This is a genomic window from Aeromonas sp. PS2Canimalfood6 (assembly GCF_048276795.1).
GTDB lineage: Bacteria > Pseudomonadota > Gammaproteobacteria > Enterobacterales > Aeromonadaceae > Aeromonas > Aeromonas caviae.
Genome location: NZ_JBLUXC010000017.1, coordinates 1 through 26,608, shown reverse-complemented (window position 1 = coordinate 26,608; position 26,608 = coordinate 1). Strand labels below are relative to the sequence as shown.

Sequence of the window (26,608 nt, the reverse complement as noted above, 5' to 3'; positions counted from 1 at the left end):
TGTGATGAGAAAATATGACGCGACATTATAGCGGCGTGCAGTGGTCGCGTCGAGCCGCACATCCCCCATCCGGGGCACAGACAGCACAATTTGCGCAAGACTTTCTCCTATATGGGGAAGCCTTGCACCGAGTTCAAGCATTCCATCCGCAATAATTTGCACTGGCTCACTCTTTTTCACGGCGAACGGGCCATTTTGATCGCCATCCGCCGCCAATCAGGCACAAAAATGGCGTGCTGCGACCCAAATTGTCCACCTTCTCGCCTGTGCCATTGCGTCCCCCGGCAGGGCTCGCTATGGTGACAGCCAATTCACGTGCTGCTGGAGTCACCCACATGTCCTTTTTCCGCTTCTTGTTCAATCTGCTCTGGTTCGTGCTGGGAGGCGTCTTCATGGGGCTGGCCTGGTGGCTGGCGGGGCTGCTCTGCTTCGTCTCCCTCATCGGGATCCCCTGGGGACGCGCCTGCTTCGTCATCGGCACTTTCACCTTCTTCCCGTTTGGCAAGCAGGCGGTGAGCCGCAAGAGCATGACGGGCCAGAGCGACATCGGCACCGGTGCCCTGGGGCTGATTGGCAACATTCTCTGGTTTGTGCTCATCGGGGTCTGGCTGGCCATCGGCCACATCGCCTCGGCGCTGGCCTGTTTCGTCACCATCGTCGGCATCCCGTTCGGCATCCAGCACCTCAAGCTGGCCCTCATCAGCCTGGCCCCCATCGGCCAGATGATAGTGACCAACCACGAGGCCGAATCGGGCCGCTACATCCGCTGACGGCCCATCTCAGGCTATCCTTGCGGGTGGAAAAAAGGGCAGACTAGGGTCTGCCCTTTTTCATTGCCCCATTCGAGGTCTTCCATGCTGCCCAGCCATTTTTTTGCCAACCTCGCCCGTATGCGCCTCATCTACCGCTGGCCCCTGATGCGCAACATCCAGCCCGAAAACATCGCCGAGCACAGCCTGCAGGTCGCCATGGTGGCCCACGCCCTCGGTCTTATCAGCAATCGCCTGTTCGGCGCTCAGGTGGATGCAGACCGGGCCGCCGTCATGGCCCTCTACCACGACAGCAGCGAGGTGCTGACCGGGGATCTGCCCACCCCGGTCAAGTACTTCAATCCCGAAATCGCCCGCGAATACAAGAAGATTGAGCTTGCCGCCGAGCAGCGCCTGCTGGGCATGTTGCCGCCTGAGCTGGTCGAGGACTTTCGCCCCCTGCTCGACTCCGGCGCCCAGGACGAGGCCCTCACCAGCCTGGTGAAGGATGCAGACACCCTCTGCGCCTACACCAAGTGTCTGGAGGAGCTGAGCGTCGGCAACCGGGAGTTCGAGCCCGCGCGAAAGCGCCTCGAGCAGATGCTGGACGCCAGGATGAACCCCGCCATGCGCTACTTCATCGATGTCTTCGTGGGGAGTTTTTCACTGCCTCTCGATGAGTTGAATGCCCATTGATGCCATCAACACGGCACCGGGCATCATCTCCTCCTGCGTATTGCCCCGATAACCGCCACGTCGGGGGTTTCCCCACAAAAGAGTGACAATAAAAAGGGCCCCGCAGGGCCCTTTATCACATCCATGGGCATCAATGCCCCAGTTCCCGGGACGGCACCAGGCCGCTCGCCCGCCAGGCAGGATAGAGGGTCGCCACCAGGCTCATCAGGATGGCGGCGCCGGTCACGATGAGCAAATCCTGCATGTGCAGCTCGGTCGGCAGGAAGTCGATGAAGTAGATGTCGGGATTCAGGAAACGGTGCCCGATCACCCCTTCGATGGCGCTCAGGATCTGGGTCAGCTTGCTGGAGAGCAGGCCGCCCAGCAGGGCGCCGAGCAAGGCTCCCGCCACCCCGTTCACCATCCCCTGGATGACGAAGGTAAGCCGGATCTGGCCCGGGCTCGCCCCCATGGTCTTCAAGATGGCAATCTCGCTGCGCTTCTCGTTCACCGCCATCACCAGGGTGGAGACGATGTTGAAGCAGGCCACCGCCACCACCATCAGCATCACCACGTACATCACGGTGCGCACCATCTGGATGTCCTGATAGAGATAGCCCTGACGGCTCATCCAGCTGCTGATATAGACGTAGTGCGGGAATTTCTGGGCCGCCGCCACCGTGATGGACTGGGCCTTGAGCACGTCGCTCACCTTGAGGCTGAACCCCTCCACCGCGCTGCCCATGCCGGTGATGGCCTGGGCGTCCGCCAGGTGCATGAAGCCGAGCAGGCCGTCGAGCTGGCCGCCGATCTCGAGCAGCCCCACCACGGTGAGCGCCTCCCGTTTCGGGTTCTTGATGCCGGCGGCATCCCCCGCCTGGGGCAGCAGCAGGGTGACGGTGTCCCCTGTCTTGACCCCCAGCTTGTCGGCGATGATCTTGCCGAGGATGACCCCGTGTTCACCCGCCTGCAGCTCGCGAAGGCCCCGACCCGTCATGAAGTTGCCCGCATCGGAGAGATTGGCTTCCAGCTCCGGCAGCACCGCACGCAGCTGGACCCCCTTGAGGGCGGAGCCGTGCTCCAGCAGGCCGTCCAGGCGAATGACGGGGGCAGCCGCCTCCACCCCGGGCTGGGCCAGCAGGTAGTCCCTGAGCCTCGGCCAGTCAGGCAGCGGCGCTTCCATGCCGATGAGCTCGCCGTGGGGGACCACGGAGAGCACCCGGTTCTTGAGCTCCCGCTCGAACCCGTTCATGGCGGAGAGGCCAAGAATGAGGGCCATCACCCCGAGGGCGATGCCGATGAGGGAGGAGGCCGAAATGAAGGCGATGAAGCCGTTGCGGCGGCGGGAGCGGCTGTAACGCAGGCCCAGGAACAGGGGCAGCGGCTTGAACATCAGGCGACCTCCGCCATGATGCCGCTCACCAGGGTGACCCGGCGGTGGAGCTTGGCCGCCAGGCTCAAGTCATGGGTCACCACCACGAACGCGGTGCCAAGCTCGCGATTGAGCTCGCACAAGAGCTCATAGACGGCGGTGGCGCTGGCATGATCCAGGTTGCCGGTGGGCTCGTCCGCCAGCACCAGGCTGGGTTCGTTGACCAGGGCACGGGCGATGGCCACCCGCTGGCGCTCGCCACCGGAGAGCTCGGACGGTCTGTGGTTGAGACGGTGGGAGAGCCCCACCCGCCCCAGCATCTTGCTCGCCTTCTCGGTGGCGCTGGCCACCGACTCACCGGCGATCAGCAGCGGCATGGCCGCATTTTCCAGCGCGCTGAATTCCGAGAGCAGGTGGTGGAACTGGTAAACGAAACCCAGCTCCTGGTTGCGAAACCTCGCCTGGGTGCGGCTGTCCCAGCCATGGATGTCCTGCCCCTTGAACAGCACGGCGCCGCTGGAAGGGTTGTCCAGCGCCCCCATCAGGTGCAGCAGGGTAGTCTTGCCGGAGCCCGAGCTCCCCACCACCGCCAACATCTCCCCGGGGGCAACGTCCAGCTCGATCCCCTTGAGTACCTGGGTCTCCAGATTGCCCTCTTTGTAGACATGGTTGAGGGCCTGGCAGCGCAGCAGCGGCTCGCAGGAGACGGATTGATTCATAACGGGGGCTCCACTTGCACCAGTAACAACAGAAGATGAATTATTCATAACGCAGCGCCTCCGCCGGTTTGACCCGGGCCGCGCGGGAGGCCGGGTAAAGGGTGGCACTGAAGCTCAGCAGCACGGCGCCCAGCAAAATGGTCATGACCTGGGCCGGCTCGACGATGACCGGCAGACCGCTGCCCCCCGCCGCCATATAGAGGTTGAGCCCAAGGGCGTTCAGCAGAGGATTGAGGCCAAAGCAGAGCGCCAGCCCCGCCAGCCCCCCGAACAGGGCGCCGATGACGCCGCTCGACGCCCCCAGCACCATGAAGATCTTGACGATGCCGGATTCGCTCATGCCCATGGTACGCAGGATGGCCACCTCCCCTTCCTTGTCGGTGACCACCATCACCAGGGCGGAGAGGATGTTGAAGGTGGCGACCGCGATGATCAGCACCAGCATCAGCCCCATCATCCGTTTTTCCATGGCCACCGCCTGGAACAGCTCGCCGCGCTCGCGGCGCCAGTCCTGCCACTCCAGCCCGTCCGGCAACGCGGTCTTCACCACCTCGTCGGCGGCGAAGGGATCGTCCAGCCAGAGGCGGATGCCGCCCACCTTGTCCGCGGACAGGCGCAGCATGCGCTGGGCATCCCCCAGGGCAATCAGGGCCACCTGGCTGTCCACGTCGGCGCCGACCCCGAAAATGCCGGAGACGGTGAAAAGACGCTGGGCCGGCACCCGGCCAAAGGGGGTAAAGCGGGTACCTTCGGTCAGGATGAGACGCACCTGGTCGCCGATGGAGACCTTGAGTCGGCTGGCCACCCCCTGCCCCAGCACGATGTGGTATTCACCGGCCTGCAGGCTGTCAAGGCGCCCTCCCAGCATCTGGGCGTGCAGGATGTCATCCTTGGGCCAGCGGGCGGGATCGATCCCCTGCACGCTCACGCCGGTGAGCTGACCCGGGCTTTGCAGCATGCCTTCGCTGTCGAGCATGGGGGCCGTGGCCACCACGTGGGGCAGGCGGGCCAGATCGGGCAGACCTTCGGGCTCGGCCTCGATGCGTCCAGCCTGATTGGTCACCACCACATGGGGGATCACCCCGAGGATGCGCCCCTTGAGCTGGCCTTCGAACCCGTTCATCACCGAGATCACCACCATCAGGGCGGCGACCCCGATGGCGATGCCAAAGGTGGAGAACAGGGAGATAAAGGAGACGAAGCGGTTACTGCGTCGCGAGCCTGCATAACGCAGGCCGATGGCCAGCGACAGTGGCTGAAAAAGTCCGGTCTTCAAGGATATCTACGTTGCCAACGAAATAAGATACCGGATAATAAAGGGAAACCGTCTATGACAACAAGGGATAGCCTCCATGCAGGAACAGTTCTTCAGCGTCACCCATGCCACGCCGGTCAATGTGATCCCCATGCCGGCCGACTTTCGTCTGCCGACGCTGGAGGCCCTGGAGGCCGAGTTGCCCGAGCCGTTTCGCATCGCCTCCGCCATTACCTCCATCGATCTGGTGAGCAGCCGGTTGCTGCGCAGCCAGAACGAGTCCATGCACGATCTGGTGGAGATCATCAATCAGCAGTCCCGCAAGATCGACATGATCATGGGCTATGTGCTGGCAGCCCAGGATCACCCCGAGCACCGCTTCCACACCCTGCGCTTTGGCGCCGGGCAGCTCACCTACCTGCACCCCCACCAGGGGCACGGGGAGGCCCCCGCCCTGCACCAGATCGTGCGGCTCAAGATCTTCCTGCGGGAAGAGGCCTCCGCCGTCTACTGCTACGGCGAGGTCGTGCAGCGGGACGCTGGAGAGCATGGCACCCACGTGATGCTCGACTACGTGCGCATCCGCGAGGATGACCGGGAGCTGCTGGTGCGCGCCAGCCTGCATGTGCAGTCGAAACAGCTCAAGCTGCGTGCCCAGGAACGTCAGCGCTAACCCAGGTCCATGTCAAAAGAACGCCAACAGTAAAAGACTCCGATGATGCCAATGACCCTCCCCGCCTTGCCCGCCAAAGCGGGCCAGAAGACAACGTTCGGCCAGCTGGTCGGCAGCAGCCTGGCGCTGGTTGCCGCCCGCCTCACCCGGGAAGCCCGAAGACCCGTCCTGCTGGTCACCGCCGATACCCCGAGCGCCCTGCGCCTTGAACAGGAACTGGGGTTCCTGCTGGCGGATCAGGATTGCCCGGTGCTGCTGTTCCCGGACTGGGAGACCCTGCCCTACGACAGCTTCTCTCCCCACCAGGACATCATCTCCCAGCGCCTCGAAACCCTCTACCAGTTGCCGCAGATGCGCCACGGCGTGCTCATCGTGCCCATCTCCACCCTGATGCTGCGCACGGCGCCCCAGGCTTATCTCGACAAATACAGCCTGATGGTCACAAGCGGCCAGCGCCTCAACCTGCAGCAGCTGCGCGGGCGTCTGGCGCAGGCGGGCTACGTGGCGGTGGAACAGGTGCTGGAGCATGGCGAATTCGCCGCCCGCGGCTCCCTGCTGGATCTCTTCCCCATGGGGAGCAGCCGCCCCTATCGCATTGATTTTTTCGATGACGAGGTGGACTCCATCCGCCCGTTCGACCCCGAGACCCAGCGCTCCAGCGAGCAGGTGAAGTCGGTGAGCCTCCTGCCCGCCCGGGAATTTCCCACCGACGAGGGGGCCATCGAGCTGTTTCGTGGCCAGTATCGCGAACAGTTCGAGATCTCCCGGGCCGAGGGCTCCGTCTATCAGGAGGTGAGCAAGGGGCGCTGGCCCGCCGGCATCGAATACTACCTGCCGCTCTTCTTCAACCAGACCGCCAGCCTGTTTGACTACCTGCCAGGCAACACCCTGCTGCTCACCGTGGGGGAGATCTACCCCGCGGCCCAGCGCTTCTGGAACGACATCGGCCAGCGCTATGAAGACAGGCGCTGGGACAACACCCGTCCCCTGCTGCCGCCCCAGCAGATCTATCTGCCGGTGGAGCAGCTCTTCGCCGCCCTCGGGGACTATGGCGCCGTGCGGCTGCAGGAGGCGACCGTTGACGGCGGAGCGGGTCAGCAGGATCTGCCCCTCGCCCCCCTGCCGGATCTGCAGCTCGACCACAGCAAGGAGCAACCCCTGCTGGCCCTTGACGGCTTCCTGCAAGGCTTTGCCGGGCGCACCCTGTTTGCGGTGGAGTCCGAGGGGCGGCGCGAGGGGCTCGGGGATCTGCTCGCACGGATCAACCTGCAACCCCGGGAGTTTGCCTCCCTCGACGCCTTCCTGGTGAGCGATGCGCGCCACGGGCTGCTGGTCTGTCCCCTGGAGCGGGGCTTCCTGCTGCAAGAGCCCGGCCAGACGCCCCTTGCCCTCATCACCGAAGCCGAGCTGCTCGGCGGCAAGATCCGCAGCAAGCGCCAGCGGGACAAGAGCAAGAACTTAAGCTCCGATGCGGTGATCCGAAACCTGGGCGAGCTGACCCAGGGCCAGCCGGTGGTGCACCTGGATCACGGGGTCGGTCGCTACCTGGGGCTCGAGACCATAGACGCAGGCGGCCTGCCCACCGAGTTTCTGACCCTGGAATACGCCGGCGGCGACAAGCTGTTCGTGCCGGTCACCAGTTTGCACCTGATCAGCCGCTACACCGGCTCGGACAACCCGCCCAGCCACAAGCTCGGCGGCGAGGCCTGGGTCAAGGCGCGGCGCAAGGCGGCGGAGAAGGTGCGGGACGTGGCGGCCGAGCTGCTGGATGTCTATGCCATGCGGGCAGCCCGTCACGGCTTTGCCTTCAAGCACGACCGGGAGGCCTACCGCCAGTTTGCCGCGAGCTTCCCGTTCGAGGAGACCGAGGATCAGCTCAATGCCATCAACGCTGTGCTCGGCGACATGTGCCAGGCCAAGAGCATGGACCGCCTGGTGTGCGGCGACGTGGGCTTTGGCAAGACCGAAGTGGCGATGCGGGCGGCCTTTGTGGCCGTGCACGGCGGCAAGCAGGTGGCCGTGCTGGTGCCCACCACCCTCCTGGCCCAGCAGCACTACGACAACTTCCGCGACCGCTTCGCCAACTGGCCGGTGCGGGTGGAGGTACTGAGCCGCTTCCGCTCCGCCAAGGAGCAGAGCGCGGTGATGAAGGAGATGGCCGAGGGCAAGGTGGACATCATCATCGGCACCCACAAGCTGCTCAGCGCCGAGCTCACCTTCAAGGATCTGGGCCTGCTCATCGTCGACGAGGAGCATCGCTTCGGGGTGCGCCAGAAGGAGAAGATCAAGGCGCTACGCGCCGACGTGGATATCCTCACCCTCACCGCCACCCCCATTCCCCGCACCCTCAACATGGCCATGTCCGGCATGCGAGATCTCTCCATCATCGCCACCCCGCCCGCCAAGCGGCTCGCCATCAAGACCTTCGTGCGCCAGCACGAACCTGCGGTGGTGCGCGAGGCGGTACTGCGGGAATTGAAGCGCGGCGGCCAGGTCTACTACCTGCACAACGACGTGGAGAGCATCGAGAAGTGCGCCGCCGATCTTGCCGAGCTGGTGCCGGAGGCGCGCATCGGCATCGCCCACGGCCAGATGCGCGAGCGGGAGCTCGAGCGGGTGATGTCGGACTTCTACCACCAGCGCTTCAACCTGCTGGTGTGCACCACCATCATCGAGACCGGCATCGACGTGCCGAGCGCCAACACCATCATCATGGACCGGGCGGATCACCTTGGCCTGGCCCAGCTGCACCAGCTGCGGGGCCGGGTCGGTCGCTCCCACCACCAGGCCTATGCCTACCTGCTCACCCCCCATCCCAAGCTGATGACCAAGGATGCGGCCAAGCGGCTGGAGGCCATCGCATCCCTCGAAGATCTCGGCGCCGGCTTTGCGCTCGCCACCCACGATCTGGAGATCCGGGGCGCGGGCGAGCTGCTGGGCGACGATCAGAGCGGCCAAATTGAATCGGTGGGCTTCACCCTCTACATGGAGATGCTGGAGCAGGCGGTGGAGGCGCTCAAACATGGCAAGGAGCCGTCGCTGGAGCAGCTCATGAGCCAGCATACCGAGGTGGAACTGCGCCTGCCCGCCTTGCTCCCGGACGACTACATCCCGGACGTCAACATGCGGCTCTCCATGTACAAGCGCATCGCCAGTGCCGCCGATGAGCAGGAGCTGCGGGAGCTCAAAGTGGAGCTCATCGATCGCTTCGGTCTCTTGCCGGAGCCGACCAAGACGCTGATGGAGCTGGCCGCCTTCCGCCAGCGCGCCACGGCGCTGGGGATTCGCCGGGTGGAGATGAGCGAGCGCGGCGGCTATCTGGACTTTACCCAGGAAACCCGCGTCAACCCGGCCTATCTGGTCAAGCTGCTCTCGGAACAGCCGCGCATCTACAAGATGGACGGACCGACCCGGCTGCGCTTCCAGGTGCCGACCCAGGACAGGGCCATGCGCCTCAAACTGGTGGACGGCCTGCTGGCGGATCTCGCCCGCCATGCCACCCCCTGAGGGTAAGCATGACGTCAGCAGGGCGCGACCTGCCGCCCATAACAACGGGAGCCCCAGGGCTCCCGTTTCGTTGCTGGCAAGGGGCGGCATCTCGCCCCCGGCCCCCCTTCTTGTCCCCGACGCCTCGGTTCGCCCTCCTGGCAGCACCGTTTTACCGCCGAATCCATCCACTGATACGATGCATTGAGTCATAACCCATCTGAAAAACAGATGGATGTGGGGAGGATTGTGGGCAAAAAACGGGTTCAACGCGCCTCGATAGCCCCGCAGATGGCCCGTGCCGTATTTATCCCGCCCACGTATCCAGACCCGGTATTCCGGCAAGGGGGCCACCAGCCATTGCACCGCGACCGCCGAGGCGCCGCGTCCGTCCGTCAGCCCGTCAGCCCGTCAGCCCGTCAGTCCGTCAGTCCGTCAGTCCGTCAGTCCGTCAGTCCGTCAGTCCGTCAGTCCGTCAGTCCGTCAGCATATCAACCTGGCTACACCCGCCTGCACGCCAATAAAAACGGGAGCCTTGACGGCTCCCGTGACGAAGGGACGCTGGCCCGGGCTTAGCCCTGGTTGGCCGGATCCTCGTGGGCGGAGAACTCCCGCATGAAGGCCTCGGCCCGCTCCACCATCCTGGTGGACCCGACGAAGTAGGGGGTCCGCTGGTGCAGAGCGGTAGGCTGGATGTCCATGATGCGGCCAAAGCCATCGGACGCCTTGCCACCGGCCTGCTCCACCAGGAAGGCCATGGGGTTGCACTCATAGAGCAGGCGCAGCTTGCCGTTCGGAGAGTTGGTGCCGGACGGGTAGATGTAGATGCCCCCCTTGAGCAGGTTGCGGTGGAAATCCGACACCAGGGAACCGATGTAGCGGGAGGTATAGGGCCTGTGAGTCGCCTCGTCACGCTCCTGGCAGTATTTCAGGTACTTCTTCACCCCGTCCGGGAACTTGATGTAGTTGCCCTCGTTGATGGAGTAGATCTTGCCCTCCTCCGGAATGCGGATGTTCTCGTGGGAGAGGCAGAAGCAGCCGATGGAGGGGTCATAGGTGAAGCCGTTGACCCCAAAGCCGGTGGTGTAGACCAGCATGGTGGAGGAGCCGTAGACCACGTAGCCCGCCGCGACCTGACGGTGACCCGGCTGCAGGAAGTCCTCCAGAGTGACCCCGGCGCCCGGTTTGCTGACCCGGCGGTAGATGGAGAAGATGGTCCCGACCGAGACGTTGACGTCGATGTTGGAGGAGCCGTCGAGGGGGTCTATCAGCACCACGTACTTGGAGTGACGAGAGAGCTCGGAATCGAAGGAGACGAAGTCCTCCTCCTCCTCAGAGGCCATGCCGCACACCTCGCCACGGGCCTCCAGCGCCGCCTTGAAGCGCTCGTTGGCATAGACGTCCAGCTTCTGCTGCACCTCGCCCTGCACGTTTTCGGCGCCGATGGAGCCGATGATGTCCGCCAGACCCGCCTTGTTGATCTCCCGGTTCACCACCTTGGCGGCCAGGCGGATGGAGCTGAGCAAGGAGGTCAGCTCGCCGGTCGCGGTCGGGTAGTCCGCCTGCTTTTTGACGATGAACTCGCCCATGGTGATCATGTTTCGCATTCTTGTTCCTTTAAGATCGTTTCCGTTGGCCGTTGAAAACGTTTGCAAGTGTCGGCAAAAAAAGTGCCGATCCCCGGCAGCGTTGTTTTGTAACCCAATGTAACGCCTGTTTTTTGTTTTTGCAGCGAATTAAGCCGTTCTTTAAATCGCCAGAAAGCCGCGCCACCACGGGCTTTCGCCGTGAAACAAGGGTGCCATCCGGCATCTTTTGGGGGGTTAATTCGTGACAAGAATGCATCCGGGCCGACGCGGCGGCCCGCCTTGCTCCCCCTGGCGCCCGGCAATGTTGCGCCAGAGGCTCCCCTCTTGAGATCTGCCCCCCAATCCCGCACACTGGCTACGCTTTGGAAGCAAAAAAACATAAGGATATTCAATGAAAAAGTCGCTTATCGCCGGGGCGGTTGCCGCTCTGCTCACCCTCCCCGTCCTCGCCGCCCAGGTGCCTGAAGGCACCCAGCTTCTGCCAGCCACCCAGCAAGTGTTCGTGCGCAACATCGGCACCGAGCCTGCCTCCATCGATCCCCAGATGGTGGAAGAGAGCGCGGGCAGCGACGTCGTCAACGATCTGTTCGAGGGGCTCTATACCCTGGATGGCAACGGCAAGCTGCAGGCGGCGGGCGCCCTTGGCTACGAGCTCGATGCCACGGGCACCGTCTACACCTTCAAGCTCAGACCCGATGCCAAATGGTCCAACGGCGAGCCGGTGACGGCGGCGGACTACGTCTATGGCTGGCAGCGGGCGGCGGACCCCAAGAACGCCTCCAACTACGCCTGGTTCATCGAGCTGACCGGCGTCGCCAATGCCAGCGACGTGGTGCAGGGCAAGCAGAGCCCGGATGCCCTGGGGATCAAGGCGCTCGATGACTACACCCTGCAGATCACCCTGAAAAACCCGGTCCCCTTCTTCCTCAAGACCCTCTCCCACTACACCACCTTCCCGGCGCCCAAGGCCACCATCGAGAAGTTCGGTCATGAGTGGGTCAAACCGGCCAACATCGTCTCCAACGGCGCCTTCGCCCTCAAGGAGTGGACCCCGAACGAGCGCCTCATCGCCGAGCGCAACCCCCACTACTGGGACAACGAGCACACCGTGCTGAACAAGGTGATCTATCTGGAGATCGTCTCCGATACCGCGGCCTACAACCGCTATCGTGCGAGCGAGCTGCACTACACCACCTATCCCCTGGAGCAGTATCAGCAGATCAAGCGCCAGAGCCCGGAGGAGCTGGTGAGCGCCCCCATGCTCGCCACCTACTACTACGTCTTCAACACCCAGCGCAAACCCTTTGACGACGTCAGGGTACGCAAGGCACTCTCCCTTGCCATCGACCGGGACACCATCACGGAGAAGATCCTGGGACAGGGGCAGCTCTCGGCCTTCAGCCTGACCCCGCCGAGCGTGGACGGCTTCGAGCTCAAACGCCCCGCCAGCGAGCTGATGAGCAAGGAAGAGCGCATCAAGCAGGCCAAGGCGCTGCTCGGCGAGGCGGGTTACGGCCCGGACAAGCCGCTGACGGTGGACATCCTCTACAACACCAACGAGGGGCACAAGAAGATAGCGCTCGCCATCTCCTCCATGTGGAAGCACAACCTGGGGGTCAAAGCGGAGCTCAACAACATGGAGTGGAAGACCATGGTGTCGGCCCTGAACGAGGGTGACTTCGGGGTGAGCCGCTACTCCTGGAACGGAGACTACAACGATGCCTCCACCTTCCTCGACATCATGACCTCCAGCAGCAGCGCCAACAGCGGCAAGTGGTTCAACAAGGAGTACGACGCCCTCCTGGCCAAGGCCCATGACGCCAAGGACCCCGCCGAGCGCAACCGCCTCTATCAGCAGGCCGAGGTGCTGATCGACGAGGAGGCCCCCATCGCCCCTGTCTACTTCTACGTGAAATCTCGGCTGCTCAAACCCAACGTCAAGGGCTACCCCTACCAGAACCCGCAAGACCTGGTCTATGCCAAGGATCTCTATCTGACGGCGCAGTGACGCTGTGCACCGAACCAAAAAGACCGCCTCGTGGGCGGTCTTTTTTTATCCTACTTCTCCTGACAGCCCGCCACCGCGAGCCGGGCGCGTCTTCGCACCGTCACGGGCCTGACCAGCAACTGCGCCAGCAACACCCCCATCAGGGTCATGCCGCCACCGATGAGGTGATAGCTGGTGAGCCGCTCCCCGAGCCAGCTGATGGCAAGGGCGGCCGTCATGACCGGCAACAGGTTCATGAAGATGGCGGTGCGGCTCGCCCCGAGCAGGGCAATGCCCTGCATCCAGAGCCAGGGCGAGAGGGCAGAGGTCGGGATCCCCGCATAGAGGATGAGCCAGAGGGCGCTGCCATCGGGCCAGTGCCCGTCCACCAACAGATAGAAGGGGGTGAGGAACAGGAGGCTGCACAGCACCTGGCCGTAGAGCATGGACCAGTTGTCCAGCCCCAGATCCCAGCGCTTGAGCAGCACGCTGTAGAGCGCATAGGTGGCCGCCGAGAGCAGCATGTAGACGGAACCGATATGGATGCCCTGGGTCAGCAGCCGGGCCGGATCCCCCTGCCCCAACAAAATCGCCAGCCCCAGAATGGAGATGGCGCCTCCCAGCAGCGCCCCCCAGGTGGGCCGCTCGCGCAGCAACCAGATGCTGAGCAGCACTGTCATCAAGGGGGTCAGCCCCATCATCAGGCCAATCTCGGTGGCCCCCAGGGTCTGGGCCGCGTAATAGCCAAAGGTCTGGTTCAAGACCATGCCGAGCAGGGCCAGCATCGCCAGCTTCGAGAAACCGGCCCGCAGCTTGCGGCGCTCGCGCCAGGCCCGGTGAGCCAGAAACGGGGTCAGCACCAGGGCCGCCACCATCCAGCGCGACCAGGCGAGCGCTGCTGGAGACAACACCCCGACCGCCAGCTTGCTGACGATGCCATTGCCAGCCCAGATGGCCATGCAGGAGAAGGGAAACAGGAAGGCAAGGGGCATTGCGATATCCAGAATAAAAAGGCGGGTATTGCGCGCGAGTATAGAGAGGCAATCAGGATAAGCAAGCCTGCCAACGCAGGAAGAAGCGCCATGACGCGAACGGTTGGCGCCGCGCCCAGGCGCCATCAACAATCATGCCCGCACAGGGGCGGGCATGAGGGGGACCAGGGTCAGCCTGAGGCGCCTCAGGCGGCATCCATGTGGAGCCTTGAAATCAGTTCATTGACCTCGAGCACCGTCTGGCGATGGGGAATGTCGGCTTGCAATGGCATCATCAGCAAGCCCGACTGGAAATCGAAGCGCCCCCTGCCGTGGATGTAAATCCGCCCCTTGAAGAAGGTTTTGACATGTTTTGCCACCATCAGTGGCAGGTACTTCTTGAACACTCTCATCGTTTGCAACCTCTTGAAGTTGTATCCGTATGACAGCAGCTTATGCGAAATAATTCCGTTAAATTTATATAAAAAACCGGAAAAATCGACTCTCTCTTCCCCAAAAAACCAAACTGTAACTTATTATTAACTTTTACCGTATTGTATGCGGTCCTTCCAACCAGAGCAAGACTCCTTTGCCATCTTGCCATTCGATGCAGGCCAGCCCGGACGTCGCGAACATGGGGGCCCCTGCCGCCGGGCAGAGACTCTGGACCAGATACCCCACCAGCGGCAGGTGGCTGACCATCAGGATGTTGTCATGCTCCGCCGCCAGCGCAGTGAGATAGCTCGCCACGAAAGCCGGGTCCCCATAGGGGGTGATGTCGCCGCTCTCCTCGACCTTGAGGGCCTTGGGCAACACGGGAGCGATGGCCTGCCAGGTCTGTCTGGCTCGCAGGTAGTTGCTGTGGATCACCAGGTTCAGGGAGCCTGCCAATTGGGGAGCCAGCCAGCCCGCCATGTGGATGGACTCTTCGATACCTTGCTCGGTCAGTGGACGCTGTTCATCAGTCTTTGCGTTCATGCCAGCCTGGCCATGACGCATGATGTAGATTTTCATTACAACCTCGCCCAGGGGGCCTGTTTAAATAGCGGGGGGATCTTACCCCGCCATGCCGGGGGAAACAATTGCGCCACCTCTCAGAAAAGGGTTTGCCTCGCAAGATAGCGGGGTCGATAATCATGTTTAAATTCAAATAAATTCACCGCGAGCCCCTCCCCAATGAGCCCATATGCCAGTCCCAATGATCATCGGCGGTATCACTATCTGGAGCTGGCAAACCGGCTCAGGGTCTTGCTGATCTGTGATCCCGAGACCGACAAATCCGCCGCCTCCCTGGCGGTGAATACCGGCCACTTCGACGATCCTGCCGATCGCCAGGGCATGGCCCATTTCCTCGAGCATATGCTGTTTCTCGGTACCCGCACCTACCCCAAACCCGGTGAATACCAGCAATTCATAAGCCGTCACGGGGGCAGCAACAACGCCTGGACCGGCACCGAGTTCACCAACTTCTTCTTCGACATCGACAACGGCTTCTTCGAGGCGGGGCTCGACCGGTTCTCCCAGTTCTTCATCTGCCCCACCTTTGCACCGGAGTGGGTCGACAAGGAGCGCAACGCGGTGGACTCCGAGTACCGCCTCAAGCTGCAGGACGACGTGCGCCGCAGCTACCAGGTGCACAAGGAGACGGTCAATCCGGACCACCCCTTCTCCAAATTCTCGGTGGGCAACCTCGACACCCTGGCGGATCTCCCCGGCCGGGATCTGCGCTCGGACCTCATTGCGTTCTACGAAACCCACTACAGTGCGGATCGCATGGCGCTGGTCATGCTTTCACCGGCACCCATCGAGATCCAACTAGCCTGGTGTGATCGCTTCTTTGGTGCCATTCCGGATCGCCGCCTCGGCCCTCCGGTCCTGAACCATCCTCTCTACCGGCTCGATGATCTCGGCATTCGCATCCAGCTGACCCCGGTCAAGGAGACCCGCAAGCTGGCGCTGACCTTCCCGCTGCCGTGCGTGGATGAGTATTACGACAAAAAACCCCTCACCTTCCTGAGCCACCTCATCGGCTATGAGGGGGAAGGCAGCCTGCTCTCCCTGCTCAAGGGGCGGGGCTGGGTCAATCAGCTCGCCGCCGGCGGCGGGATCAGCGGCGCCAACTTCAAGGACTTTGGCGTGAGCTTTGGCCTCACCCCCCTTGGGCTTGAGCATGTGGACGAGATCATCGCCGCCCTGTTTGGCTATCTGAAGCTCATCGAGCGGGGCGGGGTGCAGGCCTGGCGCTATGAGGAGAAGCGCAGCGTGCTGGAATCCGCCTTCCGCTTCCAGGAGCGGGGCCGGGCCCTCGACACCGTCTCCGGCCTCGTGCTCAACCTGTTCAGCTACGGGCCGGGCGATCTGCTCTACGGCGATTACATGATGCGCGAGTTCGATGAGCCGCTGATCCGGCGCTTCCTCGCCAAGCTGACGCCTCACAATCTGCGAGTGACCATCCAGGCCCCGGAAGTGAGCACGGATCGCCTCGCCCGCTGGTACCAGACCCCCTACAGCGTCCAGAGCATCAGCGAGGCCGAGAAGATCCGCTGGCAGCAGAGTGAACCGGATCCCGCCCTGCACCTGCCGGCGCCCAACCCCTTCATCAGCACCCGCCTCGACGCCCGTCTGCCGGCACTGCCCGCCGACATGCCGTCCTGCCTCATCGACAGGCCCGGTTTCCGGCTCTGGCACCTGCACGAGCATCAGTTCAGCGTGCCCAAGGGCAGCCTTTACATCTCCGTCGACAGCGAACATGCGGTCAAGAGCCCGCGTCACATCGCCATGGCGCGTCTGGCCGTGGAACTGCTCACGGATCACCTCAACGCCCTCACCTACCCGGCGGAGCTCGCGGGCCTTGGCTACCAGATTTATGCCCATCAGGGGGGCTTTACCATCAACCTCAGCGGCTTTGCCGACAAGCAACCGCTGCTGCTCGACATGATCCTCGGCAACCGCACCCTGGGGTATCCGGATCCGGCCCGCTTTAGCGAGATCAAGGAGCAGCTTATCCGCAACTGGGAGAACCAGTCCAAGACCCGCCCCATCTCCCAGTTGTTCAACCAGCTCACCAGTTTGCTGCAACCCAACAACCCGCCCTTCGAGCAGCTGTTGCGCCACCTGCGCACCGTTGAACTCGGGGAGATGCCCGGCTTCGTCTCCGAGCTCTTTGCCAGGGTGCATCTGGAGGCCCTGGTACATGGAGACTGGACGGCCGCCGAGGCCCTCGAACTCGCGGCCCTGCTGGAGCGCCACCTTGGTGCCAACAGCCAGCCCAGCGCCGAGACCCGCCGCCCCCTCATCTCCATCCAGGACAGAGGTACCCTCATTCGCGAGCAGGGGTGCGATCACGAGGACTCGGCGCTGCTGGTCTACTACCAGTCGCGCACCACCCGAGCGCGGGATCTCGCCTGCTTCACCCTGGCCAACCACATCATGTCATCCACCTTCTTCCACGAGCTGCGCACACGCCAGCAGCTCGGTTACGTGGTGGGAGCCGGCAACCTGCCCCTCAACCGCCATCCCGGTCTCATCTTCTATATCCAGTCGCCGGTAGCGGGGCCGCAGATCCTGCTGGATGCGGTGGAGGAGTTCATCGATCTCTTCCCGCTGGCCATGCTGGAGTTCACCGAGCAGCAGTGGCAGGAGAGCAAGGCGGGGTTGCAGGCCCAGCTCAGCGAGCGGGATGCCAACCTGCGCAGCCGCGGCCAGCGGCTCTGGGTCAGCATCGGCAACAAGGATCTGGGTTTTGATCAGCGCGAACGGGTACGCGAGGAGGTGGGCAGGCTCAGCCGTGCCGATCTGGTGCGCTTCATCACCCAGCTGAGATCCCGCACCTCGGATCGCCTCATCCTCTGCAGCTATGGCCTGGGCCACGAGCACGACGAGCGGATCACCGGCCAGTTTGTCGACGATCCCAGGGCATTTCGGCTCAACGCCGCCACCTTCGAAGGCTGACCTCCCCTGTTGGCAACGCGCAGGCAAGAAAAAGCCGACCCCGTGGGGTCGGCTGGAAAAACCATAATCAATTGCGACCAGAGCCGCCAAAAGTGAACATGAGCGTGAAAATCAGACACTGGGTTGATGTTCGACCGGCGTTCAAACCAGAGCTCACCGGTCGGCACCAGCAGTGATTGAGAAACAGCCTCATCTTAGGCATTTCCCTGATTTTCCACGTTGATCTATGTCAAAGGAGGTAAAACAAGCGCCACTTCCATCCTTGGCATCGGCCTCGCGCCCTCTCAGCCCCGGCGGATCAGCCGGTAAGCCACCTCGTCGAAATAGGAGAGCTGCCCCGAGAGCACCCTGGGGTGATCCAGCTCGGCGCCACGCCCCAGCACCTCGACACCAAAGTCGCGCTCAAACAGGGTGCGCACCTCCATCTCCCCTACCGAGAACGGCGGCTGTTGCTGCTGCTCGGGCTGATATTCGAGGGTCACCAGCAACACCTGCCCCCCCGCCTCCACCAGGCGGCTCATCAGGGCGGCATACTGGCGGCGCATGGCGCCCGGCAAGGCGATGAGGGCCGCCCTGTCATAGACCAGGCGATAACGCTGACCAAGCTCCGGGGCGACGAAGAAGTCCCCCTGATAGATGCGCAGATCGGCGTGCCGGTGGCACTGATAGGGACCCACCTCGCTTTTCTCTGCACTCAGGTTGTTATCGTCAAAAAACTGGGTAATGGCGAGCTCGGAGAGCTCGAAGCCATCCACTGGATGCCCCTGCTCACGCAGCCAGAGCATGTCCCGGGACTTGCCGCAAAGGGGCACCAGCACGGGGTCGCTCCCTTGCTGGGCCGACCACCAGGATTGCAGCCAGCGGTTGAAATCTGCCTGATGAAAGCCAATCCGGTTCTCTTTCCACTTCTGGTGCCAAAATGCCGCTTCCATCATCTTCCTCTCGTCATCTGCAATGGTGCATCACTATCACAACTTCACCGAAGTGGCGCAAGCCCCATGATCCCGCCCCTGTGCAAGAGTACGCCCACGATGGGCAGGCCTCAGGCCACGACCCCAGGCAGGCTTGTCGCCATCGCTGCCAGCCGGGTCAGGATCTGCGCGAAGGTGGGTCGCCGGGAAGGCACCTCAAAGCCGCACTCCCCGGCCAGTCGATGAAGGGGGTCGAGGTCGGCGTCCCCCCCATCACAACGCGCCAGCAGCTCGGCCAGCAGGCAGCCAAAGGCCCGTACTTCCAGGCGCTCCAGCCGCCCGGCCAGCACCTCATCGACGCGGTCGTAACAGGAGGCGGCACCAAAGTCACCGAGCAGCACCCGGCCCGGCGCCTCCTGCGACGAGTGAGGCATCGCGGGCTGCAAGGAGTACAGCAGGTTGTGTGCGTAGAGATCGCCGTGGAGGATGCCCCGCTCGTGCAGGTGCCGGGCGGCCGCAGCCACCCCCTGCACCATGGCCATCACCTGGGCCGGGGTGAAGTTCAGATCCGCCCCATAGACATCCCGGGTGCAGGAGTCCAGGCTCGGGGGGCCCGCCAGGGTGGCGAAGGCGGGGTCTATCAGGGGCATCACCAGTGCCGGGATGCCGGAGGGATGATCGCTCACTCTCCCCATCACCCCGACCAGGTTTGGATGACGACCGGCGGCCAGGGACGCAGTCATCTCGCTCAGGGGCAAGCCATCGCTGGTGACGGCCCCCTTGAAGAGCTTGACCGCCACCGCCCCGGGCCCTTCGGCACTCGCCCACTCGGCGCGATAAATGACGCCGGATGCCCCCTCCCCGAGCACATCCCCCAGTGAGATCGCCTGCCAGAGGATCTCGGTAGTGAACTTCGATGTGCCGTTCAGACACGCCTGCTCATCACAGAAAGGGTTGCCCGCAAAGGCCAGCCAGGACAGACGCGGCATCGAGGGCAGCCAGCTCGGCAGCGCTGGCAGGCGGTTGGCGGCGATGCGCAAAAGCTCCAGACGGTGGCAACCGGCAAGCGTCTCGGGAAGCCCAGCGAGCCGGTTGCCCGAGAGCATCAGCTTTTGCAGGGCGTCGCACTGCCCCAGCTCGTCCGGCAGTCGTTCGATGGCATTGTCGGTCAGGATCAGCCAGCGCAATCTGGTGGGCAGGGAGGCGGCCGGGACGGTCGCGATGCGGTTGGCCTTGAAGCCCACCATGGTGAGCGCTGGGCAGCGCCCCAGCACCTCGGGCAGTTCGGTGAAGTTGTTCTCGGAGCAGAAGAGGATGCGCAGCTTCTTGCATTCGGCCAGCGCGTCAGGCAACTCGCTCAGCTGGTTGCCGGTGAGATCCAGCACCTCCAGGGTCTCCTTGAGGCTCAGGATCTCGGGGGGGAACACCGCGAGGTTTTCAGCAAGTTTGAGGTGGCGGGCGCCGCAGAGTTCGCCTGCGCGAAGCTGTTCCAGGGTATGCATGGGATCGTCTCTATCAACATTCGGGCTTGCGGTGGCTCACTGCGGGGCACTCCCCCCAGACCACAAAGGAGGGGCATTATAGGGAATGACGGCCAAAGATGGCCGATTTTCTTGCAACGCCTTCTCTTGCAAAGGCCCCCCATCGCCACACTCCCGCTCTCCGTTGCCATGAACCATCCCGGTCGCGCGCTTGGGTGGTTGATCATTTGGTTGGCGCCATATAGTATGGCGCCATACAAAGTCATTCGAGACTCACCATCATGATCACGCTGGAACAGAAACACCTCGCCCTGCTCGAGGATGCAGAGCGCCGCGGACACACGGACACCCAAAACATACGCGTCTGCTTTGAGGTGTTGACCCTCGCCGCTGCCATCGATCAGGCGTGCGCGGCGCGCCTGGCCCCTCACCGCCTCTCCGAAGGCAAGTTCGTGCTGCTGTTTTTGCTGCGCGACCTGCCACAAGGGCTGGCTCCCCACGAGCTTGCCGACAAGGCGGGGGTCACACGGGCCACCATCACCGGCCTGCTCGACGGTCTGCAACGGGACGGCCTGTTGGCTCGCCACAGCGACAGCCAGGACAGGCGAAAGATCTCGGTGCGCCTGACAGAGCAGGGCCAGGCCCTGGCGCAGCACCTGCTCGATGAGCACAGCCAGTGGATAGGCTCCCTCTTTGCCGGGTTCGATCAGGCAGAGCGAGAGACCCTGAGCGCCCTGCTCAAGCGGGCCTGGCTCAATGTCCTCTCATCCCGGACAGGCTGCACTGAGGCAGCCACAGAGGAGCACCCATGACACGCAATCGCATCACGGATATCGCCCCCTCCCGCCTCGCCCAGCTCAATCGGGGAGAGGCTGAGGCAAGCAACCTGACCGAATGCCTGGCGGTGGATTTTGCCGCCCTGATGCAGTGTACCCTGCCTTCGCTCGGGCCCCAGGCGCTGGCATCGATGCACGCCGCATCCGGGGAGGGCATTACCCGGCGCATGGCGCTGGCCGCCAGGCTGCTCCTGACCGAGAGCGGCACGAGGGATCTTGCGGCGCTCAGCCGTCATCCCTCCGATACCGTGCGGGGCTGGGCCTGTTTCATGGTGGGGGCGAGCGAGGGGCTGTCGCTCAGCGACCGCCTGGCCCTCATTCGTCCCCTCGCCGATGACCCGCACTTTGGGGTGCGCGAGTGAGCCTGGATCGCAATGCGAACGACCATTGCTGCGCAGCTCGAGGCGGCCATTGCCGCCCTGGTGCCCTGGACGGCGGAGCCGTCCGAGCGACTGCGACGCTTTGCCAGCGAAGCAACCCGGCCCCGCGGCGTCTGGTGTACCCATCTTGCGTCCCTGCGACAAGCACCGGAGCAGGCCCTGATGCTGCTCGAGCCCCTCAGGGCCGATCCCGCCCCTTATGTGCAGGACTCCGTCGCCAACTGGCTGAACGATGCGAGCAAAGACAGGCCACAGTGGGTCACTGACCTCTGCGCGCGCTGGTCTCGCGAAAGCCCCAGCCCCGCGACAACCCGGATTTGTCAACGCGCCTTGCGCACCTTGCGCAAGGGCCAACTCCCGAAGGAACCCCTATGACCCACTATCTGGCAGAGCTCTACACCCCCACTCCCGCCTGGCTGTCATTGAGCCAGACGGCCCGTCAGCAGTTCTTCGAGGCCATTGGCACAAGCATGGCCAACCTCGCCGCCCTCGGGGTGGAGCCCATCGCCCTGGGCGAGACCGATGCTGCCACCCTCCATGGTGCGCCCCACCCCTTCTTCGCCATCTGGCGCGGGCCGGATGCCGCGGCCATCGAGGCCCTCGTCCAGGGGATAGCCGCATCGGGCTGGCACGACTACTTCGAGACGGTCAACGCCACCGGCGCCGGGGTCTCTCTGGGCGAGCACCTTGCACAGTTGGCCGCCCTGCCCTGCGCCGCCACATCCAGCCCCGCCCTGGCCTGATAACCCCTAAAAGAGGGTTATCCCACCAGGCCTTGCGTCAGTGCCGCCGACACCGGTGGCACTGTTTTCCATGCCCTGCCCTTGCAAACCCAGGTCACCACCACCTGGGAAAGCGGCGCCACAGCCCCGCTCCCTTCCCACTTCCTTCCCACTCCCTTCAAAAAACGCTGATATCTCCCGATGCCGTGATGGCCCATCACCGATGGCACAAGTGAGCAAGATCCGGGTCGTCGTGACGAAGGTTCGCCGCCATATTGCTTTCAAACCAACAGTGCTTTCGACCCCCCAAAGCTTTGAACCAAAGGAGGGTTGAACCAAAGGAGGTTTGAACCAGGAGGGGGTTGAACCCATCCACTTGTCTGCCAACCCTGCATGAGCATCACCACCCGGCGCCATGCACATCACGCGAGGGAACTGTCATGTCATTACTGTCCAACAAGGTCGCCATCATCACGGGCGCCAGCTCCGGTATCGGCCGCGCCAGCGCCATCCTGTTTGCAAGGGAGGGGGCCAGCGTCGTCCTGGCCCCGCGGGGGGTGTGCAACTTCTCGTTTCTCGATGACCAGGCCCCACAAACGCCGCTGAGTGCCCTCGCCCAGCGTTGGCCTGAGGCAGAACTGCGAGAAGCGCCATCACGCACCCAGGGGGTCATCCACACCATGTTCGATGGCAGCAAGACACCGGACCGCCCCCTCTCCTTGCACGTGAGTGGCACCAACTTTCAGATCAGCGTCTGGCGGGCGCTGCTGCAGATCCCGCCCGCCAAGGTGGTGAGCTACGCCCAGGTGGCGAGCGCCGTCGGCAATCCCAAGGCCGCCCGCGCCGTGGGGCTGGCGGTGGGCGCCAACCCCATCGCCTTGATGATCCCCTGCCACCGGGTTATCCAGCAAAACGGCAAACTCGGCGGCTATCACTGGGGCGAGACCCGCAAACAGGCGATACACGCCTGGGAAGCGGCGAGGTATGAGTGAGCTCTGCCTTTTATGCTCTCCTGATAGGAGGAAAAACAGGGCTGTTGGTTGTGAGTCAGCAGACTATCAAACCATGCCGGACCAGCATGCCGTGATATAAAGCGGGGGCATTAGCAGAGTCGGGGCGCCGATTGCCCCTTCTGTTCCTTTGGTTACGGGGCGTGCGATCAGTTACACCACCCCGGCGAATTGACGAAGAGACGTAGGGTGCAATAAGCGCAGCGCATTGCACCGTTTGCCGAGCGGCTTTTGTACAAGGTATGAAACACCAAATTAGAGGTGCAATTCACGCTGTTCATTGCACCCTACGGACTTGAAACAGGTGATTTTTATTCAAATCGCTGTTCTTGCTCCATATCCTCCCGCTGTTCTCGCTCTTTCTGTCGCTCGATAAACTGAACCAAATTCTCTGAAACAGTTTGAGCTGCACTCGAAATATCTGCTCTGTCATGCTCAACTAACTTGCGAATTGCCTCCGCTCTGGACTGCATTACTTTGGCTCGGCTACCAGACCAAGATGAAGGAGTGACACTTTCGGCGAATATTTCCAGAACAATAGCAGGGTCAGGAGATGACTCAAGCAGCCTGAGAGCTAACTCTGACATCCTGAGCCCTTCAATTTCGCCATCCTTTTCCCACAAGTTAATGCTTGCTGCAATAGCTACCCATACGCGGGGCTCATTTCGGGCACAACACCACGAAATCAGAAAATCCATATTAATATAGGCAAGAGGTGAGAATCGTAAGCCTCTATTACAAATAAAAAACTGCCGTCGTTCTTGTTGCTCTTCAGTGCCTTCAAAGACTCGATTTAAAAATGCTTCTGGCATCAGCGCAGCTGTTGTCTCAATGGCGCTTTCATATGAATGAACGTAACCATAGTGCAGATCAACAACAGCAAAAATTGCGTCCAACCACTCCTGTTTTTCTGGCTCATTGCCATCGAAACGTAATGCAGCATTGATGACGTACTCCATGTTGTAGCCTTTTGACCCACCAGGATCGTTGTGATCTTTTGGCAAATTTAAAATTGCGGCCCTAAGACCTATCTGACGAAAATCGGGCCCCAACGTATCCACCATCACATCTTTGTCATGAAGGCGCATGCTTAGCGCCTCCAGCACCACATCACTGCCGCCAGGTTTACTCAGAAGTCGCATTGCAAGCTCGAGGATTCTCGCTCTCGGCAAGGATGCATACTCATCTCGCCATAAGATGGGTTCATACATATTTGGGTCAATATCAGGATCATCCAACAGCATCATACAACGCTCTAGATCAACTTCTGTAAATTTACCCCAAGGATGCAAATAGACCAGCGAGTGACGGAGTACTGGATGCTGGGCACAAAAGTCGAGTAACTCCTGTACCAACTCTGGTTCAAATGCATCTATCTCTTTGATAAAACCACCAAAGACAGCAACATTCATACCTACCCTGGACAATGGTTCCAGTTGCTCGACAAGTTGCTGCCAGCCCGCTCGTAAATCATGCCCCCCCTTAGCCAATCCTCTTCCGAATGCATAGGTATTAGGCATCCAACCATTTGAAAACAGGTTTGGCCCCAGCTCATCAAGTTTATGACCTGATGCCGCAAACTCCTCACCTAATTGCAACGCCTTGGCTTCAAGTCGTTGCCTGGCCTCATCATATTTATGGATTTTTTCATGATCAAAATTGGCATCCAGAGCCCAATAGTCTTGCCCCTTGCTCAAAACATAAGTACTAATTGCCGAAATCAAGTCATGTGGCTCTAGCTCTTTCTCCAAGGCAGCAAGATTATCTGGTATGGACTCGACATTATTCGCGTTTTTGCGCTCGGTATGATCGAAATAGATCGTAGAGCGAACGGCTTTCCAACCACCTCCCCAAGGGCGATGTGCATGTAATTTTCGAGCAGCATCAATCAGTTTTTCTCTTATCGCTATCTGGCTCCACATCCCTCGGAATGTATTCTCCATGATTTGACGCGCGGGAACCTCAATAGCGGGATCGCCGGAGGTGCCCAATTGTACCGCAACATCGATAAAAGCACTTCGCCACTGCACAAGCTCATCATGACTGGGGTGAAGTCCATAGTTTCTCGGCCGAGCACCAAACGCATTCATTCCAAATCCAGTCCAGCGATCTTCTAAGGTTGTCGCAAGCATCTTGAAACCCAACGCTATACGTCTAGGAACATCCGATGAAAAGCATTCATTCATGATGGTAATGCGTTGCTCTAACGTAGCGTGAGTACCAGACAGATATGCTTGGAAGAATTTGGTTATCTGGCTTCCTAGCGAGTTATTGTCATCATTCTCTTTCTCATAACCAGCCACATTAATAAGAAGTCTAATACAGCGATCGAATGCTCTCGATTCATATGCTAATAGCTGTAAAAGATTGATGATGGTTGCGGTATGTAGATTCTCACTCGTTGCACCGTCATGAATATCAGACGTAGTCAACACCATTTCGATCCTATCTAGCAGAGCTTCAGGTGCAACTGGCGCGATATAATTCAGCATTCTTTCAGATATATCGTTTAATTCTGTTAACCGCCCCAACAGCCCGTCGGGCTGAAGCCAACATTCAACAATCTCTTTCGCCACGGGATGATCGTGAAGCAGCCCTAACCTGTGTGCGAACGACATGAGTAAGCGTTGGTTGCCAAGAGTTTCAAAAGTCGCTCTTAGTTGATTAACCGGAATACAATTCAGTGCCGATGACGCCAGCCTGTTGGCAATGGCATGAGGTAAAATGGCCCGCCAATGGGCCCTCTTCTGTACAATATGGCGATCAGACAGCTTGCTTGTTGCTCGGAACAACTGGTTTGCGGAATACCCTGAGATAGAACCCAATACCTCCAGTTCGTTTTGACCTTCCTCAGCCGTTGAAACTGAAAATGAATAAACCAAAGACAATATTTCAGCCTGCGCCCGAAGGTCATCGTCCGGGCTCTTCCGCTGGTCAAACAATCGGTCAAATAACTGAACGTCAGAAAGTTGAGCCAAACTTTCACCTTCTTCCACTCTCTCGGCGATAGCCAGAGAAACCCGCGCATTGCCGTCAGCAAATTCGGCTATGCGGCGGGCGTTATTCCGACCAATAATGGGAAAGCGACGGATAAGAAGCTGCTCAGCCATCTCCGGTCCGATCGCTTCTATATGGATGACCTCTGTGGTCTGAGGCTTGTCATCTCTAATGTCATACTCGACAGTGATCAGGCTGATCGCACCTTTGGCCGCTACTTTACGGGCTAGGAGTGTGTGCAATTCAGAAGGGCAATTATCAAGGATCATAATGGCACGTCGCCCCTCAGCGATCAGTCGATCTAGCATTGCTGTTGCAGAGGGTTCCGGGCTTTCACCGGTATCAACATAAACTGCGATAGTCCGATCGAGCGCATCTGCTCCGACCGTTTCATCGAAAAGAGCCTGTAAGATTCGGGTCTTTCCAACACCGGATAATCCAGTGATACGAACAGCTTTATTGGTTGAGCTAATCAGTTCTCGCATTGGCCCGATAGCGTCCTGAATGGCTAGCTTTTGCCCCTTTCCGGATGGCAGAGTAATTGTCACCCCTGGCGCTGAAATCAAGGTATCTACTGACCCCTGAGGCGGATTGCTCCAAGCACCATATGGCTGCCACCCAGAATATCCCTGACCAAGCGTTTTTTTGGCCCAGAGCATGACTGACGGGTGCTGCCGCAACCATTGCGCTAGTTTAGAGCGGTCGTAAAAATCCAAGTGAATACTCATGTACAGGATCTTTAGCTACAACCAATTGAAATAGATAGAAAAAAGGCTTCGTTTGTGATCTGATTTAATCGCAAAAAAAAACCGACACGCCCGAAGCCATGACTATTATCAATGCA

22 protein-coding genes are annotated in these 26,608 nt (G+C 61.2%); 11 read left to right on the top strand and 11 right to left on the bottom strand.

Going from position 1 to position 26,608, the window contains the following annotated elements; all coding sequences use genetic code 11:
- Positions 1 to 335 precede the first annotated feature (335 nt).
- Complete coding sequence (locus tag ACNPAA_RS09455) at positions 336 to 770, top strand: YccF domain-containing protein (RefSeq protein ID WP_039039046.1); 435 nt, start codon at positions 336 to 338, stop codon at positions 768 to 770.
- Between the two features lie 84 nt (positions 771 to 854).
- The gene (gene yfbR, locus ACNPAA_RS09450) at positions 855 to 1,445 is read left to right on the top strand and encodes a 5'-deoxynucleotidase (protein ID WP_010674569.1); all 591 of its coding nucleotides are present in this window, start codon (positions 855 to 857) and stop codon (positions 1,443 to 1,445) included.
- Between the two features lie 130 nt (positions 1,446 to 1,575).
- Here the strand turns inward: yfbR and lolE are convergent, their stop codons facing one another.
- From lolE to ACNPAA_RS09435, 3 genes are read right to left on the bottom strand one after another with little or no spacing between them, the layout of a single operon-like run.
- On the bottom strand, positions 1,576 to 2,817 hold the full coding sequence (gene lolE, locus ACNPAA_RS09445; protein WP_039039045.1) for a lipoprotein-releasing ABC transporter permease subunit LolE: 1,242 nt from the start codon (positions 2,815 to 2,817) through the stop codon (positions 1,576 to 1,578).
- A complete protein-coding gene (lolD, locus tag ACNPAA_RS09440) occupies positions 2,817 to 3,515 on the bottom strand; it encodes a lipoprotein-releasing ABC transporter ATP-binding protein LolD (protein ID WP_010674567.1) in 699 nt (232 codons plus the stop codon). The genes lolE and lolD overlap by 1 nt, the downstream gene beginning before the upstream one ends.
- Positions 3,516 to 3,555: 40 nt before the next feature.
- Complete coding sequence (locus ACNPAA_RS09435; protein WP_201871968.1) at positions 3,556 to 4,791, bottom strand: lipoprotein-releasing ABC transporter permease subunit; 1,236 nt, start codon at positions 4,789 to 4,791, stop codon at positions 3,556 to 3,558.
- Between the two features lie 76 nt (positions 4,792 to 4,867).
- Here ACNPAA_RS09435 and ACNPAA_RS09430 point away from each other — a divergent pair, with 76 nt between their 5' ends.
- Together ACNPAA_RS09430 and mfd are read left to right on the top strand one after the other, a co-directional pair.
- Positions 4,868 to 5,443, top strand: coding sequence for a hypothetical protein (locus tag ACNPAA_RS09430; protein ID WP_049636824.1), 576 nt, complete (start codon positions 4,868 to 4,870; stop codon positions 5,441 to 5,443).
- Between the two features lie 42 nt (positions 5,444 to 5,485).
- Positions 5,486 to 8,950 (top strand): transcription-repair coupling factor, encoded by a 3,465-nt coding sequence (gene mfd, locus ACNPAA_RS09425; RefSeq protein WP_279473817.1) that lies wholly within the window; start codon positions 5,486 to 5,488, stop codon positions 8,948 to 8,950.
- A gap of 551 nt (positions 8,951 to 9,501) precedes the next feature.
- Here the strand turns inward: mfd and fbp are convergent.
- Complete coding sequence (gene fbp / locus ACNPAA_RS09420; protein ID WP_029314452.1) at positions 9,502 to 10,536, bottom strand: class 1 fructose-bisphosphatase; 1,035 nt, start codon at positions 10,534 to 10,536, stop codon at positions 9,502 to 9,504.
- Positions 10,524 to 10,766: a hypothetical protein gene (locus tag ACNPAA_RS09415; protein ID WP_139739434.1), complete on the bottom strand. Its 243-nt coding sequence runs from the start codon at positions 10,764 to 10,766 to the stop codon at positions 10,524 to 10,526. Before ACNPAA_RS09415 ends, fbp begins: the two co-directional genes overlap by 13 nt.
- 143 nt (positions 10,767 to 10,909) lie before the next feature.
- Here ACNPAA_RS09415 and ACNPAA_RS09410 point away from each other — a divergent pair, with 143 nt between their 5' ends.
- Positions 10,910 to 12,526, top strand: a complete 1,617-nt coding sequence (locus tag ACNPAA_RS09410; protein ID WP_045524768.1) for a peptide ABC transporter substrate-binding protein — start codon at positions 10,910 to 10,912, stop codon at positions 12,524 to 12,526.
- Positions 12,527 to 12,576: 50 nt separating this feature from the next.
- Here ACNPAA_RS09410 and ACNPAA_RS09405 read toward each other — a convergent pair whose 3' ends face one another.
- The 3 genes from ACNPAA_RS09405 to sixA all read right to left on the bottom strand — a co-directional run bounded on the left by ACNPAA_RS09405 (position 12,577) and on the right by sixA (position 14,490).
- A complete protein-coding gene (locus ACNPAA_RS09405) occupies positions 12,577 to 13,497 on the bottom strand; it encodes a DMT family transporter (protein ID WP_041215261.1) in 921 nt (306 codons plus the stop codon).
- A 185-nt stretch (positions 13,498 to 13,682) separates the two neighbouring features.
- Positions 13,683 to 13,889: a DUF1107 domain-containing protein gene (locus tag ACNPAA_RS09400; protein ID WP_005324080.1), complete on the bottom strand. Its 207-nt coding sequence runs from the start codon at positions 13,887 to 13,889 to the stop codon at positions 13,683 to 13,685.
- Between the two features lie 133 nt (positions 13,890 to 14,022).
- Positions 14,023 to 14,490, bottom strand: coding sequence for a phosphohistidine phosphatase SixA (gene sixA / locus ACNPAA_RS09395; protein WP_041215262.1), 468 nt, complete (start codon positions 14,488 to 14,490; stop codon positions 14,023 to 14,025).
- 162 nt (positions 14,491 to 14,652) lie between these two features.
- Here sixA and ACNPAA_RS09390 point away from each other — a divergent pair, with 162 nt between their 5' ends.
- On the top strand, positions 14,653 to 17,427 hold the full coding sequence (locus tag ACNPAA_RS09390) for an insulinase family protein (RefSeq protein ID WP_201871973.1): 2,775 nt from the start codon (positions 14,653 to 14,655) through the stop codon (positions 17,425 to 17,427).
- 284 nt (positions 17,428 to 17,711) lie between these two features.
- On the opposite strand, the gene ACNPAA_RS09385 is transcribed toward ACNPAA_RS09390, so the two are convergent.
- Together ACNPAA_RS09385 and ACNPAA_RS09380 are read right to left on the bottom strand one after the other, a co-directional pair.
- A complete protein-coding gene (locus ACNPAA_RS09385; RefSeq protein WP_201871975.1) occupies positions 17,712 to 18,359 on the bottom strand; it encodes a thiopurine S-methyltransferase in 648 nt (215 codons plus the stop codon).
- 110 nt (positions 18,360 to 18,469) lie between these two features.
- Positions 18,470 to 19,840: a leucine-rich repeat-containing protein kinase family protein gene (locus ACNPAA_RS09380; RefSeq protein ID WP_201871977.1), complete on the bottom strand. Its 1,371-nt coding sequence runs from the start codon at positions 19,838 to 19,840 to the stop codon at positions 18,470 to 18,472.
- Positions 19,841 to 20,100: 260 nt separating this feature from the next.
- On the opposite strand from ACNPAA_RS09380, the gene ACNPAA_RS09375 reads away from it, so the two are divergent.
- From ACNPAA_RS09375 to ACNPAA_RS09355, 5 genes are all read left to right on the top strand, one after another.
- Complete coding sequence (locus ACNPAA_RS09375) at positions 20,101 to 20,631, top strand: MarR family winged helix-turn-helix transcriptional regulator (protein ID WP_103243219.1); 531 nt, start codon at positions 20,101 to 20,103, stop codon at positions 20,629 to 20,631.
- A complete protein-coding gene (locus ACNPAA_RS09370; protein WP_234924927.1) occupies positions 20,628 to 21,017 on the top strand; it encodes a hypothetical protein in 390 nt (129 codons plus the stop codon). The genes ACNPAA_RS09375 and ACNPAA_RS09370 overlap by 4 nt, the downstream gene beginning before the upstream one ends.
- Positions 21,018 to 21,029: 12 nt before the next feature.
- Positions 21,030 to 21,410 carry a hypothetical protein gene (locus ACNPAA_RS09365; RefSeq protein ID WP_234888662.1) on the top strand — a complete coding sequence of 127 codons (381 nt, stop codon included), beginning with the start codon at positions 21,030 to 21,032 and terminating at the stop codon, positions 21,408 to 21,410.
- Positions 21,407 to 21,778 carry a DUF6616 family protein gene (locus ACNPAA_RS09360; protein WP_160838930.1) on the top strand — a complete coding sequence of 124 codons (372 nt, stop codon included), beginning with the start codon at positions 21,407 to 21,409 and terminating at the stop codon, positions 21,776 to 21,778. Before ACNPAA_RS09365 ends, ACNPAA_RS09360 begins: the two co-directional genes overlap by 4 nt.
- 419 nt (positions 21,779 to 22,197) lie before the next feature.
- Positions 22,198 to 22,749 (top strand): methylated-DNA--[protein]-cysteine S-methyltransferase, encoded by a 552-nt coding sequence (locus ACNPAA_RS09355; protein WP_234924928.1) that lies wholly within the window; start codon positions 22,198 to 22,200, stop codon positions 22,747 to 22,749.
- Positions 22,750 to 23,078: 329 nt separating this feature from the next.
- Here ACNPAA_RS09355 and ACNPAA_RS09350 read toward each other — a convergent pair whose 3' ends face one another.
- A complete protein-coding gene (locus tag ACNPAA_RS09350) occupies positions 23,079 to 26,492 on the bottom strand; it encodes a hypothetical protein (protein ID WP_417891710.1) in 3,414 nt (1,137 codons plus the stop codon).
- Positions 26,493 to 26,608 lie beyond the last annotated feature (116 nt).